This window comes from Streptomyces sp. NPDC021019 (genome assembly GCF_044333295.1).
In the GTDB taxonomy this organism is placed as follows: Bacteria; Actinomycetota; Actinomycetes; order Streptomycetales; family Streptomycetaceae; genus Streptomyces.
The window spans coordinates 432,922-449,833 of record NZ_JBIRQR010000006.1; the positions used below are offsets into that span (position 1 = coordinate 432,922).

Below are 16,912 nucleotides of genomic sequence, written 5' to 3' on the forward strand. Positions count from 1 at the left end.
GGGCGACGGATCGGCTCGGGGGCCGGCACGGCTACCTCCCCTGCCACTTCGGCGGCCGCTTCTCGGTGAAGGCGGCGTGGAACTCGGCGTAGTCCTCGCCGTGCATCAGGAGGGCCTGGGTGTTGGCGTCCAGCTCGACGGAGGCGGCGAGCGGCATGTCCAGCTCGGCGGTGAGCAGGGCCTTGGTCTGGGCGAGCGCGAGGGCCGGGCCGTCGGCGAGGCGGCGGGCCAGCTCGGCGGCGCGCTCGTCGGCCTTCCCCTCGTCTGCCAGCTCGCTGATCAGCCCGATGCGCTCCGCCTCCGGGGCGCGGACGGCGTCCCCGAGCATCAGGAGCCGGGTGGCGTGGCCGAGGCCTACGACCCGGGGCAGCAGATAGGCCGCGCCCATGTCGCCGCCGGAGAGGCCGACCCGGGTGAAGAGGAAGGAGAAGCGGGCCGACGGGTCGGCGATCCGGAAGTCCGCCGCCAGGGCCAGCACGGCTCCGGCCCCGGCGGCGACGCCGTGCACGGCGGCGACGACGGGGAAGGGGCACTCCCGCAGGGCCCGGACGACCTGGCCGGTCATCCGGTTGAAGTCGAGGAGCTGCGCGGTGTCCATGGCCAGGGTGGCACCGATGATCTCGTCGACGTCGCCGCCGGAGCAGAAGCCTCGCCCCTCACCGGCGAGGACGAGGGCGCGGACGGAACGCTCCCGGGAGAGCTCGGCGAGGAGGTCGCGCAGATCCGCGTAGGCGCCGAAGGTGAGCGCGTTGAGTTTTTCGGGGCGGGCGAGTGTGACGGTGGCCACACCGTCGTCCCGGGTCAGCCGCAGATGACGCCATTCCTCGGCGCTCGGGGCCGAGCTGGGAAACGGGCTCATGGAGGGGTCCCCTTCAGCGATCGGGCTGGTGCCGGCCGTGCGCGGGTCGCGTTCCGCCTCCGAAGTTATCACTCCTGCGTGACCGTCGTCACGAGGTCGCAATACACCATCCATGAGACCGTTGTGGCGAAAGTCCCCTTTGCTCCGGCCGACCGCCTCTATGGTCGGCCCGGAGCGGTTCGTAAGGTTGAGACCAGGAAGTCCCGACACGAGTACCGCGTGAACCCCAGAAGTCGAGACCTCCCGCTTCGAGGAAGACCCGCTCCCGAACGGAAACCCCGCCGTGCCGCCCGATGTCCCCGTCCCCGCCTCCTGGCGCATCGCCCTGCCGCACTCCACCGCGGCCGTGCCGATCGCCCGCGCTCTCATCCGTACGGCACTGTCGGACATCGACGCCCCGGCCGACAGCGACACCGCCGAACTGCTGACGGCCGAGCTGGTGGCCAACGCGGTCGAGCACACCCTGGGCGGTGAGCCCATCGAGCTGGTCGTGGAGCTGCGGCCCACCGGCTGCCAGGTCGAGGTGCACGACCGCGACCCCGCCCCGCCGGGCGACCTGTCCCGGCCGGAGCCGGACTGCGAGGTCGACCCCTGGCAGGAGCACGGCCGCGGCCTGCTGCTGATCCGGACCCTCAGCTCCGCGTGCGGTCACCGCACCACGGAGCACGGCAAGGCCGTGTGGTTCACGCTTCCGGCGATACCGGCGCAGCCGGGTCCGTCCCCGGGGAGCTGACCAGCCGGGAGCGCTTGCGCCCGTAACCGGCGTACAGCAGCGAGCCCACGGCGAGGAAGACCGCGAACTGGACCCAGGTCGTCCAGCCGGTCCCGTACATCAGGTACAGACAGAACGCGACGCCCAGCAGCGGACTCACCGGGTAGAGCGGCACCCGGAAGGTCCGCTTCAGCCCGGGGGCGCTCCGCCGGAGCACCACCACCGCGACATTGACGGCGACCATCGTCGCGAGCGTGCCGATGGTCGTCAGGTTCACGACGACGTCGAGCGGGACGAACGCGGCCGGGACCGCGAAGACGCAGGCCACGATCCAGGTGTTGGCGACCGGGGTGTGGGTCCTGGGCGAGACCCGCTCGAAGACGCGCGGGATGAGCCCGTCGCGGGACATCGACATGAGGATGCGGGTCTGCCCGTACATCACGGCGAGCACCACCGAGGCGATGGCGACGACCGCGCCGAAGGCGATGACGCCGCCGCCGACCGTGGAGTCGGTCACCCGGTTGACGGCGATCGAGAGGGCCGCGCTCTTGTCGGCGACCGCGCCCGAGCCGATCGCGCCGATGGCCGAGAGCGCCACCGCGCAGTAGAGCAGGGTGACGACGCCGATGCAGATCAGGATGGCGATGGGGATGTTCCGCCGGGGATTCTTGACCTCCTCGCCCGCGGTGGTGATGGCGTCGAAGCCGATGTAGGAGAAGAACGCCAGCGAGGCGCCCGCGGTGATGCCGCCGAGCCCGTGGGGCGCGAACGGCATGAGGTTGTCGTCCTCGAACGCGCTGAACGCCACGGCGCAGAACGCGACCAGGATGCCGATCTTGAGGATTGCCATGGCGGCGGTCGCGGTGGCGCTCTCCCGGACACCGCGCACCAGCAGCGCGGCGGCCATGGCGATCACGACGATCGCGGGCAGATTGACCACACCGCCCTCGGTGGGACCGGCGGACAGGGCCTCGGGGAGTCGCAGGCCGATCACGCTGTTCAGCAGCTCGTTGACGTACTGGCTCCAGCCCACCGCGACGGCGGAGACCGACACGCCGTACTCCAGCAGCAGGCACCAGCCGACGAGGAAGGCGGTGCGCTCGCCGAGCGCCGCGTACGCGAAGGAGTACGAGCTGCCGGAGACCGGGATGGCGCTGCCCAGCTCCGCGAAGGAGAGGGCGGTGAAGATGCAGGTGATCGCCGCGAGGACGAACGAGATCACGACGGCGGGGCCGGCCTCGGCGACGCTGTCGGACAGCCCGACGAAGATGCCGGTGCCGACGATCGCGCCGACCCCGAAGCAGACGAGCTGGAAGAGGCCCATCGTGCGCTTGAGGCCATGGCCTTCCAGGTCGCCGCCGGACTCGGCGATGAGCTGATCGGGGCTCTTGCGGCGCAGCCCCGGCTTCGAGGGGCCGGGGGGCTGCGGGGTGCCGGAACGCGGCAGACCGGTGCTCATGCGGGACGTTCTCATCTCTGGTGGTGCGGTGGGGGGACGTGTCCCGGTGCGCACGGCGGCCGTGGGGACCTCGGGCGGCACATGGGAACGGGGCCCGGGCATCGCGAGCCCGGACCCCACCAAGAGGCGACATCGTAGCCACCCCTACGCATGTTCACCCAATCGGGTGCATGTGCATGCGAACCCCGCTCCGTACCCCTACCGGCGGGACCACTTCCCCGCGAGCGTCGCCACCAGCACGGCCTTGATCGTGTGCATCCGGTTCTCGGCCTGGTCGAAGACGACCGAGTGGGCGGACTCGAAGACCTCGTCGCTGACCTCCAGCTCGGCCAGCCCGTACCGGGCGTGGATGTCCCGGCCGACCTGGGTGCCGAGGTCGTGGAAGGCGGGCAGGCAGTGCAGGAACTTCACGTCCGGGTTGCCGGTGGCCCGCAGGACCTCCATCGTCACGGCGTAGGGGCCGAGGGCGGCGATGCGCTCGGCCCACACCTCCTTGGGCTCCCCCATGGAGACCCAGACGTCGGTGGCGACGAAGTCGGCGCCCCGGACACCCTCGGCGACGTCGCCGGTGAGGGTGAGCGTCGCGCCGCTGACCTCGGCGAGCTCCCGGGCCCGCGCCACGACGGCCCCGTCCGGCCAGTACGCCTCGGGGGCGACGATCCTGACGTCCAGACCGAGCAGGGCTCCGGTGATCAGGTAGGAGTTACCCATGTTGAAGCGGGCGTCACCGAGGTAGGCGAGGGCCGTCCCCGCCACGGGTCCCTCGCGGAACTCGGCCATGGTGAGCACGTCGGCGAGCATCTGGGTGGGGTGCCAGTCGTCCGTGAGCCCGTTGAAGACCGGCACCCCGCCGTAAGCGGCCAGCTCCTCGACGGCCTGCTGGCTGTCGCCCCGGTACTCGATCCCGTCGAACATCCGGCCGAGGACCCGGGCGGTGTCCCTGACGGACTCCTTGTGACCCATCTGGGAGCCCGACGGGTCGAGGTAGGTGGTGGAGGCGCCCTGGTCGGCCGCGGCGACCTCGAACGCGCAGCGCGTACGCGTCGAGGTCTTCTCGAAGATCAGCGCGATGTTCTTCCCGCGCAGCCGCTGGACCTCGGCCCCGTCCTTCTTGGCCGCCTTGAGCTCGGCGGCCAGGGAGACCAGGCCGAGAAACTCCTCGGAGGTGAAGTCCAGCTCCTTGAGGAAGTGGCGGCCGGTGAGGTCTATGGCCATGATGACTGCTCCTGGGTCGGACGGGGATCTACGCACTGCGCGCGGGCAGAACTGGAAGTCTATACGATTACCCGCATCCCTATACAGGGCCCGGGCTCGCGGGCCGCACACGTCTCAGGTGACGGGGTCCCGCTCGACCGGACAGCTCATGCAGCGCGGCCCGCCACGTCCCCGGCCCAGCTCGCTGCCCCGGATCTCGATCACCTCGATGCCCTGCTTGCGCAGATAGGTGTTGGTCGTGGCGTTGCGCTCGTAGGCGACGACGACCCCGGGCTCGACGGCGAGCACGTTGCAGCCGTCGTCCCACTGCTCGCGCTCGGCCGCGTGCACGTCCTGGGTGGCTGTGAGCACCCGGATCGCGTCGAGGCCGAGAGCGGCGGCGATGGCACGGTGCATGTGCTCGGGCGGATGGTCGGTGACCTTCAGCTCGCGGGGGCCGCTGCCGGGCTCGATGGTGTACGAGCGGAGCATGCCGAGACCGGCGTACTGCGTGAACGTGTCACCGTCGATCATCGTCATCACCGTGTCCAGGTGCATGAACGCCCGGGCCTTGGGCATGTCGAGCGCCACGATCGTGCGCGCCGAGCCGGCGTCGAAGAGGCCCCGGGCCAGCATCTCCACGGCCTGCGGCGTGGTGCGCTCGCTCATCCCGATGAGGACGGCTCCCTGTCCGATGACCAGGACGTCACCGCCCTCGATGGTGGAGGGGTAGTCGTCCTGGCCCTCCGACCAGTGGTGGAAGACCCCCGCCTCCGCGCCGGTGAAGAGGGGATGGTGCCGGTAGATCGCCTCGAAGTGGACGGTCTCGCGCTGCCTGGCCGGCCAGCGCATCGCGTTGATGGAGACCCCGTCATAGATCCACGCCGAGGTGTCCCGGGTGAAGAGGTGGTTCGGCAGCGGGCCGAGCAGGAAGTCGTCCAGATCCATCACGTGGAAGCGGACGGAGGTCGGCTCGCTGTGCCGCTCCAGGAACTCCCGCTTGGTCATGCCGCCGACCAGCGCCTCCGCCAGCTCGTCCGAGGACAGTTCCTCGAAGGCGGCCCGCAGATGCTCGGTGGCGAGCGGACCGTACTCCTTCTCGTCGAAGACCCGGTCGAGCACGAGCCGCCGGGCGACCGGGATGTCGAGGGACTCGCGCAGGAGATCGCCGAAGAGGTGCACGGCGACCCCCCGGTCGCGCAGCACGTCGGCGAACCCGTCGTGCTCCTCCCGGGCGCGGCGCACCCACAGGACGTCGTCGAACAGGAGCGCGTCCTTGTTCCTGGGGGTGAGCCGCTTCAGCTCCAGATCGGGGCGGTGCAGTATGACGCGGCGCAGCCGCCCGGCTTCGGAGTCGACGTGGAATCCCATGCCTTCATCCTCACCGCGCGGAGCGCCGTTCACCCCGCGAATCGCCCACGGGTTGGACGGCTCTCAGAGGCGGGGGTCCACCGGCTCCGACTCCAGGGCCAGAACGGCGAACACCGCCTCGTGGATCCGCCACAGCGGCTCGCCCTCCGCCAGCCGGTCCAGGGCCTCCAGGCCGAGCGCGTACTCCCGCAGCGCCAGCGAGCGCTTGTGGCCGAGGAACCTGGAGCGCAGGCGCTCCAGGTTCTCCGGGCGGGTGTACTCGGGGCCGTAGATGATGCGGAGATACTCCCGGCCGCGCACCTTGACGCCGGGCTGGACGAGCCGGCCCTTGGCGTCCCGGACGAGGGCGCCGAGCGGCTTGACGACCATGCCCTCGCCGCCCCGCCCGGTCATCTCCAGCCACCAGTCCACGCCCGCGCGCACGGAGGCCTCGTCCCCGGTGTCGACGACGAGCCGGCGGGTGATCTGGAGGAGCCCGGTCGGGTCGTGCTCCACGAGCCGGTCCAGCCAGGCGAGCTGCTCGTCGTGCGGCACGGAGGCCAGGGAGCGGCCCTGGACGGCGAGGATCTGGAACGGCGCGAGCCGCACCCCGTCCAGCCCCTCGGTGGGCCAGCAGTAGCGCCGGTACGCCTCGGTGAACGCGGCCGCGTCCCTGGCGCGGGCCCGCTGGTTCCCGGCGAGGCCCGCCACCTCGACGCCCCGGGCGACCGCCTGGTCCAGGGCGGCGACGGCCGGCGGGAAGACCGCGCCGGACGCGGCGCCGACGGCGGCGTACTGCGAGCGCAGCAGCCCGCCGGCCTTGAGCGACCACGGCATCAGCTCGGCGTCCAGGAGCACCCAGTCGGTGTCCCACTCCTGCCAGAGTCCGGCGGCGGTGACGGCGGTGCGGAGCCGGCCCAGGACCCTCTCGGTCATGGCCGTGTCGTCCAGGAACGGGCGTCCGGTGCGGGTGTACAGCGCACCGGTGGGGCCCGCCGTGCCGAAGCGCGCGGTCGCGGCCCCGCCGTCCTTGCAGACGAGGGCGACGGCCCGGGAGCCCATGTGCTTCTCCTCGCACACGACCCGCTCGACACCGTCGCCGGCGTACTGCGCGAAGGCCTCGGCCGGGTGCTCCAGGAAGCCGTCCTCGCGGGAGGTGGCGGTGGGCGCCATGGTGGGCGGGAGGTAGGCGAGGAGCTGCGGGTCGACGGCGAACCGGCTCATCACCTCGAGCGCGGCGGCGGCGTTCTCCTCGCGCACGGCGACGCGCCCCATGTGCCGGGTCTCCACGACCCTGCGGCCCTGGACGTCGGCGATGTCCAGCGGGCGGCCCTCCCGGCCCCCGGGCGCCTCGGTGCTCAGCGGTCTGACGGGCTCGTACCAGACCTTCTCGGCGGGTACGTCGACCAGTTCGCGCTCCGGCCAGCGCAGCGCGGTCATCTTCCCGCCGAAGACGGCACCGGTGTCCAGGCAGATGGTGTTGTTGATCCAGGAGGTGGTGGGCACCGGGGTGTGGCCGTAGACCACGGTGGCGCGGCCCCGGTACTCCTCGGCCCACGGGTAGCGCACGGGCAGGCCGAACTCGTCGGTCTCCCCCGTCGTGTCCCCGTACAGCGCGTGCGAGCGGACCCGGCCGGAGGTGCGGCCGTGGTACTTCTCGGGCAGCCCGGCGTGACAGACCACCAGCTTGCCGTCGTCCAGGACGTAGTGGCTGACCAGCCCGTCGATGAACTTCCGCACCTGCCCCCGGAACTCGGGGTGCTCGGCGTCCTCGCGCTCCAGCTGCTCGACGGTCTCGGCGAGCCCGTGGGTGAGCTGGACCTTGCGGCCCGCGAGGTAGCGGCCGAGCTTGTTCTCGTGGTTGCCGGGGACGCACAGGGCGGTGCCCGCCGAGACCATGGACATGACGCGGCGCAGCACGCCGGGGCTGTCGGGGCCCCGGTCGACGAGGTCGCCGACGAACACGGCCGTACGTCCCTCGGGGTGGGCGCCGTCCACGTACCCGAGCTTGCCGAGCAGGGTGTCCAGCTCGGAGCGGCAGCCGTGGATGTCCCCGATGATGTCGAACGGGCCGGCGAGGTGGCGCAGGTCGTTGTAGCGGCGCTCCAGGACCACTTCGGCGCTCCCGGCCTCCTCCTCGGTGCGCAGGACGTGCACCTTGCGGAAGCCCTCGCGCTCCAGGCCGCGCAGGGAACGCCGCAGCTCGCGGCGGTGCCGCTGGATGACATGGCGCGGCATGGAGGCGCGGTCCGGGCGGGCCGCGTTGCGGGCGGCGCAGACCTCTTCCGGGAGATCGAGGACGATGGCGATGGGCAGGACGTCGTGCTTCCGGGCCAGCTGGACCAGCTGCTTGCGGCTCTCGGACTGGACGCTGGTGGCGTCGATCACGGTGAGCCGCCCGGCCTCCAGGCGCTTGCCGGCGATGTAGTGCAGCACGTCGAAGGCGTCGCGGCTGGCGCTCTGGTCGTTCTCGTCGTCGGCGACCAGCCCCCGGCAGAAGTCCGAGGAGACGATCTCGGTCGGCTTGAAGTGCTTGTGGGCGAAGGTGGACTTGCCCGATCCGCTGGCGCCGATGAGGACGACGAGGGAGAGGTCGGTCACCGGCAGGACGCGCGCGGCGGTGGTGGTCGTGGCGGTTTCCGCGCCGGTGGTGCTGTGGTCGCTGTTCATGCGGCTTCCGCCTCCTTCTCGCCGATGTTCCCGTCGGTCTTCTCGCCGTTGTTCTTCCCGGTGTTCCTGCCGCGGCTGCCGGGGGTTTCCGTGGTCCGGGTGAACACGGCCATCTGGGTCGGCGGCCCCACCTCGGGGTCGTCCGGCCCGACCGGTACGTACCGGACGGTGTATCCGTGCCGCTCGGCGACCTTCCCGGCCCAGTCCCGGAATTCGGCCCGGGTCCACTCGAACCGGTGGTCCCCGTGCCGGACGCGCCCGGCCGGGAGGGTCTCCCAGCGGACGTTGTACTCGACGTTCGGCGTGGTCACGAGCGCCGTCCCCGGTCGCGCCGCGCCGAACACCGCGTACTCCAGGGCCGGCAGCCGGTCCAGGTCCAGGTGCTCGATCACTTCACTGAGCACGGCGGCGTCGTATCCCGCGAGCCGCTTGTCGGTGTAGGTGAGCGACCCCTGCCGCAGGGTGACCCGGTCCGCCCGGCGCTCTCCCATCCGGTCCAGCTTCAGCCGCCGCGAGGCGATGGTGAGGGCGCGCATCGAGACGTCGACGCCGACGATCTCGGTGAAGCGCACGTCCTTGAGGAGTGCCTGGACCAACTGGCCCTGGCCGCAGCCGAGGTCGAGTACCCGGCTCGCCCCGGCGGCGCGCAGCGCGTCGAGGATCGCGGTGCGCCGCTGTTCGGCGAGCGGGACCGGCTTCTCCTCGGTGTCGGTGCTCTCGTCCACCGCGTTGTCGACGCTGTCGACGTCGAGGTCGTCCGACTCGGCGAGCCTGACCAGCTCCAGGGCCTGGTCGGCCTGGCGCGTGAGCCCCCAGCGGTGGGAGAGATAGCGCCGCGTGATCAGCGGCCGCTCGGGGTGGTCGGCCAGCCAGCCCTCCCCCGCGCGCAACAGCTTGTCCACTTCGTCGGGTGCGACCCAGTAGTGCTTGGCGTCGTCGAGCACCGGGAGCAGGACATAGAGCTGGCGCAGCGCGTCCGCGAGCCGCAACTCACCCTCCAGCACCAGGCGTACGTAGCGGGAGTCGCCCCACGCGGGGAACTCCTCGTCCAGCGGTACGGCCGTGACGTCGACCCGCGACCAGCCGAGCGGCGCGAACAGCTTGTGCACCAGCTCGGCACCGCCCCTGGCGGGCAGGGCGGGCACCTCGATCCGCAGCGGCAACGGGCTCCCGGCCCGCTCGGGCATGGCCCGGCAGACGCCGCCGAGCGCCGACTTGAACACGGCGGCGAGAGCGACCGACAACAGCGAGGACGCCGCGTAGGGGCGGTCGTTGACGTACTGCGCGAGCGCCGCGTCGGGCGCGCCGCCCCGGCCCTTGCCCTTGCCGCGCCGCACCAGCGCCACCGGATCCACCTCCAGCAGGAGCGCGGCCGTGCAGCGCTCGGCGGACGCCTCGGGGTAGAAGACGTGCGCGGAGCCGTGCGAAGTGGAGAACGTCTGCGCCTTGTCGGGATGCTTGTGCAACAGAAAGCCCAGGTCCGTGGCGGGACGCTCTTGGGTGCCGGTCGTACCGATTGTCAGGAACACCTGTCCGAGTATGGTCGTCACCTCCCGCCCCCACCAGGCATTTTCGCTCCTCCCGAAGCGCGGTGATCTTCGGGACGGTCCCAGGCACGCCTGCTACGGGGAGCCCTGACTCCCCAGCCGCCCGTCCAGCTCCGTGATGAGGTCCGGCCCCACCCGGCAGCAGCCTCCGACGAGTCCGGCCCCGGCCCGCGTCCAGGCCCGCACCCGCCCCGGGTCGAAGGTGCCACGCCCGGTCCACCCCCGCGCTCCGGCGTCCCACCCCTCCCCGCTGTTCGGGTAGACCACGGCGGGCCTGCCCGTGACCGCCACCGCCTGCTCCACAGCCCCCTGTGCCTCCTCCGGATCGCAGCAGTTGACCCCGACCGCGAGGACGGAGTCCCGCCCCGCCGCCACCGCGAACGCCTCCTCCAGCGGCTGGCCGGCCCTGGTCCGGCCGCCCGCCACGCTGTACGAGAGCCAGTACGGCAGTCCGGTCTCCTCGGCCACGTGGACCAGGGCCTCCGCCTCGTCCACGTCCGGCACCGTCTCCAGCGCCAGGGCGTCGGGCCCGGCAGCAGCCAGCGCCGCCACCCGGGGGCGGTGGAAGCGCTCCAGTTCCCGGACGCTCAGCCCGTAGCGACCCCGGTACTCGCTGCCGTCCGCCAGCATCGCCCCGTACGGTCCGACCGATGCGGCGACCCAGGTCTGCCGTCCGGGGTCGGCCCGGCGCGCCGCGTCGGCGGCGCCCCGGGCCAGCTCCACGCTGCGGGCGAGCAGGGCCCCGGCCCCGGCCCGGTCGATCCCGTACCGCCCGAACCCTTCGAAGGTGGCCTGATAGCTGGCCGTGATGAGGACGCGCGCGCCCGCCCGGAGGTAGGCGAGGTGAGCGGCCTCGATCTGTTCCGGCGCATCGGCCAGCAACCGGGCCGACCACAGCGCGTCGGACAGATCGCAGCCCTGCGCCTCCAACTGGTTGGAGAGCCCGCCGTCCAGCAGAACGGGTCCGTCGTCCAGCGCGTCGGCGAGCGTGCGCACGGTACGCACAGCCACCTCCCCCTCGTCAGGTCAGGTCAGGTCAGGTCAGGTCAGGTCAGCTGGGACTGGATCTGCGAGGAGATCAGTTCCAGATGGTCGAGGTCCTCCAGATCGAGGACCTGGAGGTAGATCCTCGACGAGCCGATCGCCTCGAAGCTGCCGATCTTGTCGACCACCTCGGCGGGCGATCCCGCCAACCCGTTCGCCTTGAGCTCCTCCACGTCCCGGCCGATGGCCGCGGCGCGTCGGGCGACCTCGGCGTCGTCCTTGCCCGTGCAGACGATCAGCGCGTTGGAGTACACGAGGTCGTCCGGAGAGCGCCCGTGCGCCTGCGCGGCGGCCCGGACCCGGCCGAACTGCTTCTCGCTGTCCTCCAGCGAGGCGAACGGGATGTTGAACTCGTCGGCGTACTGCGCGGCGAGCCGCGGGGTGCGCGTCGCACCGTGGCCGCCGATCAGGACAGGCACCTTGGTCTGCGTCGGCTTGGGCAGAGCGGGCGAATCAGTGAGTTGGTAGTAGGTGCCGTCGTAGCTGAAGGTCGCGCCGACCTCGGTCGCCCACAGGCCCGTGATGATGGCGAGCTGCTCCTCCAGGCGGCCGAACTTCTCCTTCGGGAACGGAATGCCGTAGGCCTTGTGCTCCTCCTCGAACCAACCTGCGCCCAGGCCCAGTTCGACCCGTCCGCCGGACATCTGGTCGACCTGGGCAACCTGGATGGCCAGAACTCCCGGCAGCCGGAACGTGCCGGCGGTCATCAGGGTGCCGAGCCGGATCCGCCGGGTCTCACGCGCCAGTCCGGCCAGGGTGATCCAGGCGTCCGTCGGCCCGGGCAGACCGTCGCCGGAGCCCATGCGGAGATAGTGGTCGGAGCGGTAGAAGGCGTCGAAGCCCAGGTCCTCGGCGGCCTTGGCGACGGTGAGCAAGGTGTCGTAGTCGGCCCCCTGCTGGGGCTCGGTGAAGATGCGAAGATCCATGCCCTCCATCCTGCCTCTCCGGCACCCGGTCCCGCCCACCAGCCAGGCCGGACCTCCCCCACATCTCCCCTTGCCTCCCCCGCCCCTGCCTCCCCGCCGGCCGTCGTCCCGTCTCGGGCATCGGCAACGGCGTCCTCTCCCGGCGCTCCGCCGCCCTCCCCCTCAGGGACCTGCCGCCGATGCCGCAGGGCCGCGTATACCGCCGTAGGGGCCGTCGCGCTCCCTCTCCCGCTCCGCCAGCCGCCTCAGCATCCCGTGCACGCGCTCCAGGGATTCGTCCGCCGCGTCCATGGCCTCGATGCACTGCCAGTACAGACCGTCCTCCCCCGTGTCGCAGGCCACCCCGACCAGGGCGATCCCGGCCTCACTGAGCAACAGCGCGAGCCCGGCCAGGGACCGCCTCACATCGGCGATCCCGGACAACTGGGCCGCCCTGGCACCGCCGGAGACCACCGTCGGGTGATCCAGCGCCGAGCATCCGGCGCCGATCTCCCCCAGCGCCCGCGCCTCGCTCCGTAACTCCACCGGGCCGTACAGCGCAAGCCGACTGCCGACCGCCCGGGCGAGCGCCTGCGCCTGCCAGGCCTCCGCCATGACGTCCAGCGCGCCCCGGCTGCCCGCCAGAGCCCGCCGCCCCGCCTCGATGACTCGCTCCGCTTCCATGTCTCTCCCCCGTCCGTACGAAAACCCGCTCACCTCATTCATTACCCACAGTGAGGTAGACAGCACCGTAAGGCCAGAGGAAATCGGAAATCTGTGGACAGGAAGTCGACTGTGGATATCTCACTCACTCCGAAGAGTGACGATCGAGGGGTTCCGGAGCGCTCGGCAGGGGGAAGCGCTTCTCGTTCCGCTCCAACTTGGCCGCCAGGGCCGCCGTCGGATCGATGCCCACTACCTCGCAGAACTGCAGGAGATAGGCGAGCACATCAGCCACCTCGTCGGCGACCCGGTGGGCCGATTCGGGGTTCTCCATGACTCCCGCCGACTGTTCGGGCGTCAGCCACTGGAAGATCTCCAGCAGTTCGGAGGCCTCGACGCTGAGCGCGGCCGCCAGGTTCTTCGGGGTGTGGTACTTCCCCCAGTCGCGCGCCGCCGCGAACGCGGCCAGCCGCCGCTGGAGTTCTGCCACATCGATGTCTGTCACGGCCTCAGGTCTATCACCGGCCACCGACAGAGCCTCCCCGCACGCCCACCCCGCACGAAAGGCCGGGCGGCCCGGAAAGCGGGGGCGGCGCGGCCGGGGGCGGCGGTCCGGTCCGGCTGCCGCCCCGGCTGCCGCTCCTACGACTGGGCGAGACCCGCGGGCGTGACCCCCTCGACCTCCATGCCGACCGGCGCGAGCAGGAAGACGTTGCGGTCGACGCGGTGCATGCCGCTGCCGAGGCCGAAGACCACACCGCTGCTGAAGTCGAGAATCCGCTTCGCCACGTCCGCTTCCGCCGCCGTCAGGTCGAGCAGCACCGGAACCTGGGCCACCAGGTACTCGGCGACCTCGCGAGCATCCGCGAAGACCTGCACCCGCAGCACCACGAGGCGCCGCTGTTCGGCCGCCCGCTCGTCCGGGACGGTGCGGTGGTCGATGCGGGACGGCCACTCGTCGCGGCCGCGCAGCGGCACGACCTGCGCGAGCCCTTCCCACTGTTCGTCGGTGGCGTCGTATCTGTCATACCTGTCGTACCTGCTCACAGGGCCACCCCGTCGTCGAGCCGGTCGGGTTCCCGCCGGCTGCACTCACTGTTCATCGGGCAATCCTCTCGCCCCTCACCCGTTCGGCGTACCAGCGACACGGCGAAGTCTCCGTCCGTGTCGCTTCCGGTACCCGCCGGGCACCCGTTCATGACGCCCCGCACGCTCGGGCACGACGAGCCGCACCGCGCCGGGCCGCACCCCGCCGATCAGACCGTGACGACCTGGACCCCCGCCTCGCCGAACCGCTCCTTCGCCTCCGCTCCGATATGGGAGTCGGTGACCAGGACGTCGACCAGTCCGAGGTCGCAGACCCGGGCGAACGCCCGCTTGCCGATCTTCGACGAGTCGGCCGCCACCACCACGCGCTGGGCCCGCTCCGCGAGCAGCCGGTTGACGCTGGCCTCGCCCTCGTGGTGGACGTACGCACCGCGTTCGATGTCGATGGCGTTGACCCCGAGAACGGCGACGTCCAGGGTGATCTCGTTCATCACTCCGACGGCGAGCGGGCCCGTCAGCTCGTACGACTGGGGCCTCGCGACCCCGCCCGTCACGACCATCTTGATCTGCGGCCGGATCGCCAGCTCGCTGGCGATGTTGAGGGCGTTGGTCACCACGGTCAGCGTCGGCTGCCCGCCCCCCGCCGCCTCGCCCACGATGTCCGGACGCACCGCCAGCGCCCTGGCCACTTCGGTCACGGTCGTTCCACCGGTCAGGCCGACGACCTCCCCGACGGCGACCAGGCCGGACACGGCGCGCCCGATGGCCTGCTTCTCCGGCGCGTGACGGCCCGTCTTGTAGCGGAGCGCCAGTTCGTAGGAGACCCCGTGCGCGACCGCGCCGCCCCTGGTGCGGGTGAGCAGGTGCTGTTCGGCCAGCTGGTCCAGGTCACGGCGGATGGTGGCGGCCGAGACGTCGAGCGCCGCCGCCGCCTCCTCGACGTCCACCCTGCCGTGCTTGCCGACCAGTTCCAGCAGCGCGTCCCACCGGGCGTCCCTGGACAAGAGCGTCTCCTCACCGTCCGGCGCGGGCACCGCGTTTCGCGGGAACGCGGTCGCCGGGGGCCGGACCGCCGCAAGCCTCGCACAGGGCCTCCCGGTAGCCCTTCACCCACCTGCGGCTTGCTTGTTTTTGCTCGATAACTGCATGTAACGTGCAGAATTCTACATCCGGGCTGGCCGGCCCCGCTCAGCCCCGTTCCCGTGGTCCACCTCGTCCCCGTGGAGTGCAGACGTGTCGTATGCCGAGACCGAGACAGCCAGTCAGCCCGCCTGCTGGCGGCGCGCCGCCGCCCTGGCGGGCGGCCCGGAGACCGCCGCCCTGCCCGTCGCGGGCGAGCGGATCGCGGTCGTCGGCTGCGGTACCTCCTTCTACATGGCGCAGGCCTACGCCGGGCTCCGCGAGGGATCCGGCCAGGGCGAGTCGGACGCTTTCGCCGCCTCCGAGTTCCCCTTCGGCCGCGGCTACGACCGCGTCGTCGCGCTGACCCGCTCGGGGACCACGACCGAGGTCCTGGAACTGCTGAACCGGCTGCGCGGGACCACCCGCACGGTGGCCGTCACGGCGGATCCCGAGACCCCGGTCAGGGCGGCGGCCGACGATCTCGTCGTCCTGGACTTCGCCGACGAACGGTCCGTCGTCCAGACGCGCTTCGCCACGACCGCCCTCACCCTGCTGCGGGCCCACCTCGGCCTGCACTCCGAGGCCGTGGTCGCGGACGCGGAGACCGCGCTCGCCGCACCGCTGCCCGACGGCCTGCTGGAGAGCACCCAGTTCTCCTTCCTCGGCCGGGGGTGGACGGTCGGGCTGGCCCACGAGGCGGCGCTGAAGATGAAGGAGGCCTCGCTGTCCTGGACGGAGTCCTATCCCGCGATGGAGTACCGCCACGGCCCCATCAGCATCTCCACCACGTCCACCGCGACCTGGATGTTCGGTGAGGCACCGGAGGGCCTGTCCGAGCAGGTGCGCGCGACGGGCGCCCAGTGGGTGGACGGCGCCCTCGACCCGCTGGCCGATCTCGTACGCGTACAGCGCCTCGCCCTCGCCCGTGCGGCCGCGCGGGGGCTCGACCCCGATCTGCCGCGCCACCTGAGCCGTTCGGTGGTGCTCGACGGGGCCTGAGGGACCATGGATCCATGGACCTGACTCTGTCAACCGCCCGGGAACCGCTCGCCGCCCCGGAGCCGCAGGGGGGCATCGTCGGCTGGGCAACCGGGCTGGTCGAGACGTTCGGCGGTCCCGGCGCGGGTGCGGCCATCGCGCTGGAGAACCTGTTCCCGCCGCTGCCCAGCGAGGTGATCCTGCCGCTGACCGGGTTCGCCGCCTCGCAGGGAGTGCTCGGCATCGCCTCGGCCCTGTTCTGGACGACGCTCGGCTCGGTCGTCGGCGCGGTGGTCCTGTACGGGATCGGAGCCGTGTTCGGCCGGGAGCGGATGCACGCCTGGTGGGCGAAGCTCCCCCTGGTCAAGGCATCCGACCTGGTGCGGACGGAGGAGTGGTTCGCCCGGCACGGCACCAAGGCGGTGCTGCTGGGCCGCATGGTGCCGGTGTTCCGGAGTCTGATCTCGGTGCCCGCGGGCGTGGAACGCATGCCGCTGCCGGTGTTCGTCGGGTTGACGACGGCGGGCAGCCTGGTGTGGAACACCGTGCTCGTGATGGCCGGGTACTGGCTCGGCGACCAGTGGGACGTGGTCGGGGCGTACGTCGGCGTGGTGACCAAGATCGTGCTGGCGCTGGCCGCGGTCGCCCTGGTCGCTTACGTCGCGATGCGCGTCCGGGGCCGCGACCGCGAACGGCCCTGATGGCTGACGGGCACGGCAGGGCACGCCGGGCCCGTGAGACACCCCGGCCGGGTGTCTCACGGGAGACGGCTCAGGACTCCTCGAAGTAGGCGTCCAGCACGGTGTCCAGCTCGGCCGGCCAGGCCTTGAGCTCGGCGCGGCTCGCCGCCTCGACCTCGGCGTTGAACCAACGGCGGCTCGACAGATGGACGGTCACCGTGAACCGGCGGCCGAAGCGCGCCGGGGTGGTCTCCACCGCGCCGATCTCGTCCCAGTGGAAGTCGGCCTCCTGGTCGTCGAGCGTGAAGCGGACACCTTCCCGGGCCACCCGGATCGAACCGCGTCGGTCGCTGACCTCGAAGACGGGGCCGTCCTGGACGGCGTCGCCCTCCTTCTCGGCCTCGTCCTCCGTTGCGGCGTCGCCCGCCGCCGATTCCGGTTCCTGGCCGACTTCGGCGCCGGCGGCGTCCGCGCCGGCCTCGTCGTCGCGGTCCGTCTCCTTCTCCGACTCCGGAGCAGCGTCCTCCGGACCGGCCTCCGATTCCGGTTCGGGCTTCCGGGTCGCGACGGGCGCCGCCAGTCCGGGCAGGGGGATGAACGCCGGGTCGGTGCCTGCGGCGAACTCGGGCTTCTTGTTCGAATCTATGCTCTGCTCCACGGCGGGCAGTATGGTCGACGAACC

At 71.8% G+C, this 16,912-nt stretch carries 16 protein-coding genes; 3 read left to right on the forward strand and 13 right to left on the reverse strand.

What is annotated here, in order from left to right:
* Positions 1-31 precede the first annotated feature (31 nt).
* Complete coding sequence (locus ACH4RG_RS29015) at positions 32-859, reverse strand: enoyl-CoA hydratase family protein (protein ID WP_397921873.1); 828 nt, start codon at positions 857-859, stop codon at positions 32-34.
* A 283-nt stretch (positions 860-1,142) separates the two neighbouring features.
* Here ACH4RG_RS29015 and ACH4RG_RS29020 point away from each other — a divergent pair, with 283 nt between their 5' ends.
* Complete coding sequence (locus ACH4RG_RS29020) at positions 1,143-1,592, forward strand: ATP-binding protein (protein ID WP_397921870.1); 450 nt, start codon at positions 1,143-1,145, stop codon at positions 1,590-1,592.
* Here the strand turns inward: ACH4RG_RS29020 and ACH4RG_RS29025 are convergent.
* The 11 genes from ACH4RG_RS29025 to ACH4RG_RS29075 form a co-directional block, all read right to left on the reverse strand.
* Positions 1,543-3,030, reverse strand: coding sequence for an amino acid permease (locus tag ACH4RG_RS29025; RefSeq protein ID WP_397921868.1), 1,488 nt, complete (start codon positions 3,028-3,030; stop codon positions 1,543-1,545). The two genes, ACH4RG_RS29020 and ACH4RG_RS29025, sit on opposite strands and share 50 nt — an antisense overlap.
* A gap of 198 nt (positions 3,031-3,228) precedes the next feature.
* Complete coding sequence (argF, locus tag ACH4RG_RS29030; protein WP_398540484.1) at positions 3,229-4,245, reverse strand: ornithine carbamoyltransferase; 1,017 nt, start codon at positions 4,243-4,245, stop codon at positions 3,229-3,231.
* A gap of 114 nt (positions 4,246-4,359) precedes the next feature.
* Entirely contained in the window at positions 4,360-5,595 is a 1,236-nt protein-coding gene (locus ACH4RG_RS29035) for an arginine deiminase (RefSeq protein WP_397921863.1), read from the reverse strand.
* 63 nt (positions 5,596-5,658) lie between these two features.
* On the reverse strand, positions 5,659-8,244 hold the full coding sequence (locus ACH4RG_RS29040) for a polynucleotide kinase-phosphatase (protein WP_397921860.1): 2,586 nt from the start codon (positions 8,242-8,244) through the stop codon (positions 5,659-5,661).
* Entirely contained in the window at positions 8,241-9,773 is a 1,533-nt protein-coding gene (locus ACH4RG_RS29045; RefSeq protein WP_398540485.1) for a 3' terminal RNA ribose 2'-O-methyltransferase Hen1, read from the reverse strand. The genes ACH4RG_RS29040 and ACH4RG_RS29045 overlap by 4 nt, the downstream gene beginning before the upstream one ends.
* A gap of 93 nt (positions 9,774-9,866) precedes the next feature.
* Positions 9,867-10,796, reverse strand: coding sequence for a homocysteine S-methyltransferase (gene mmuM / locus ACH4RG_RS29050; protein WP_397921854.1), 930 nt, complete (start codon positions 10,794-10,796; stop codon positions 9,867-9,869).
* Between the two features lie 41 nt (positions 10,797-10,837).
* On the reverse strand, positions 10,838-11,761 hold the full coding sequence (locus ACH4RG_RS29055; protein WP_397921851.1) for an LLM class F420-dependent oxidoreductase: 924 nt from the start codon (positions 11,759-11,761) through the stop codon (positions 10,838-10,840).
* A gap of 162 nt (positions 11,762-11,923) precedes the next feature.
* Positions 11,924-12,424 carry a DUF6099 family protein gene (locus ACH4RG_RS29060; RefSeq protein ID WP_397921848.1) on the reverse strand — a complete coding sequence of 167 codons (501 nt, stop codon included), beginning with the start codon at positions 12,422-12,424 and terminating at the stop codon, positions 11,924-11,926.
* Between the two features lie 124 nt (positions 12,425-12,548).
* Positions 12,549-12,908, reverse strand: a complete 360-nt coding sequence (locus ACH4RG_RS29065) for a nucleotide pyrophosphohydrolase (RefSeq protein WP_397921846.1) — start codon at positions 12,906-12,908, stop codon at positions 12,549-12,551.
* 137 nt (positions 12,909-13,045) lie between these two features.
* Positions 13,046-13,450 carry a cell division protein SepF gene (locus tag ACH4RG_RS29070; RefSeq protein WP_189525827.1) on the reverse strand — a complete coding sequence of 135 codons (405 nt, stop codon included), beginning with the start codon at positions 13,448-13,450 and terminating at the stop codon, positions 13,046-13,048.
* A 209-nt stretch (positions 13,451-13,659) separates the two neighbouring features.
* Positions 13,660-14,454 carry a DeoR/GlpR family DNA-binding transcription regulator gene (locus ACH4RG_RS29075; RefSeq protein WP_397921843.1) on the reverse strand — a complete coding sequence of 265 codons (795 nt, stop codon included), beginning with the start codon at positions 14,452-14,454 and terminating at the stop codon, positions 13,660-13,662.
* 229 nt (positions 14,455-14,683) lie between these two features.
* Between ACH4RG_RS29075 and ACH4RG_RS29080 the strand changes: the two genes are divergently transcribed.
* A complete protein-coding gene (locus tag ACH4RG_RS29080; protein ID WP_398540486.1) occupies positions 14,684-15,571 on the forward strand; it encodes an SIS domain-containing protein in 888 nt (295 codons plus the stop codon).
* Positions 15,572-15,585: 14 nt separating this feature from the next.
* Positions 15,586-16,251 carry a DedA family protein gene (locus ACH4RG_RS29085; protein ID WP_397921839.1) on the forward strand — a complete coding sequence of 222 codons (666 nt, stop codon included), beginning with the start codon at positions 15,586-15,588 and terminating at the stop codon, positions 16,249-16,251.
* 70 nt (positions 16,252-16,321) lie between these two features.
* Here the strand turns inward: ACH4RG_RS29085 and ACH4RG_RS29090 are convergent, their stop codons facing one another.
* Entirely contained in the window at positions 16,322-16,888 is a 567-nt protein-coding gene (locus tag ACH4RG_RS29090) for a hypothetical protein (protein WP_398540487.1), read from the reverse strand.
* Between the last annotated feature and the right edge of the window lie 24 nt (positions 16,889-16,912).

Excerpts from the sequence above, each read along its gene's own strand:
- ACH4RG_RS29015 (WP_397921873.1), bottom strand. The coding sequence starts at position 859 with ATGAGCCCGTTTCCCAGCTCGGCCCCGAGCGCCGAGGAATGGCGTCAT.
- ACH4RG_RS29025 (WP_397921868.1), bottom strand. The coding sequence starts at position 3,030 with ATGAGCACCGGTCTGCCGCGTTCCGGCACCCCGCAGCCCCCCGGCCCC.
- argF (WP_398540484.1), bottom strand. The coding sequence starts at position 4,245 with ATGGCCATAGACCTCACCGGCCGCCACTTCCTCAAGGAGCTGGACTTC.
- ACH4RG_RS29035 (WP_397921863.1), bottom strand. The coding sequence starts at position 5,595 with ATGGGATTCCACGTCGACTCCGAAGCCGGGCGGCTGCGCCGCGTCATA.
- ACH4RG_RS29040 (WP_397921860.1), bottom strand. The coding sequence starts at position 8,244 with ATGAACAGCGACCACAGCACCACCGGCGCGGAAACCGCCACGACCACC.
- ACH4RG_RS29055 (WP_397921851.1), bottom strand. The coding sequence starts at position 11,761 with ATGGATCTTCGCATCTTCACCGAGCCCCAGCAGGGGGCCGACTACGAC.
- ACH4RG_RS29060 (WP_397921848.1), bottom strand. The coding sequence starts at position 12,424 with ATGGAAGCGGAGCGAGTCATCGAGGCGGGGCGGCGGGCTCTGGCGGGC.
- ACH4RG_RS29085 (WP_397921839.1), top strand. The coding sequence starts at position 15,586 with ATGGACCTGACTCTGTCAACCGCCCGGGAACCGCTCGCCGCCCCGGAG.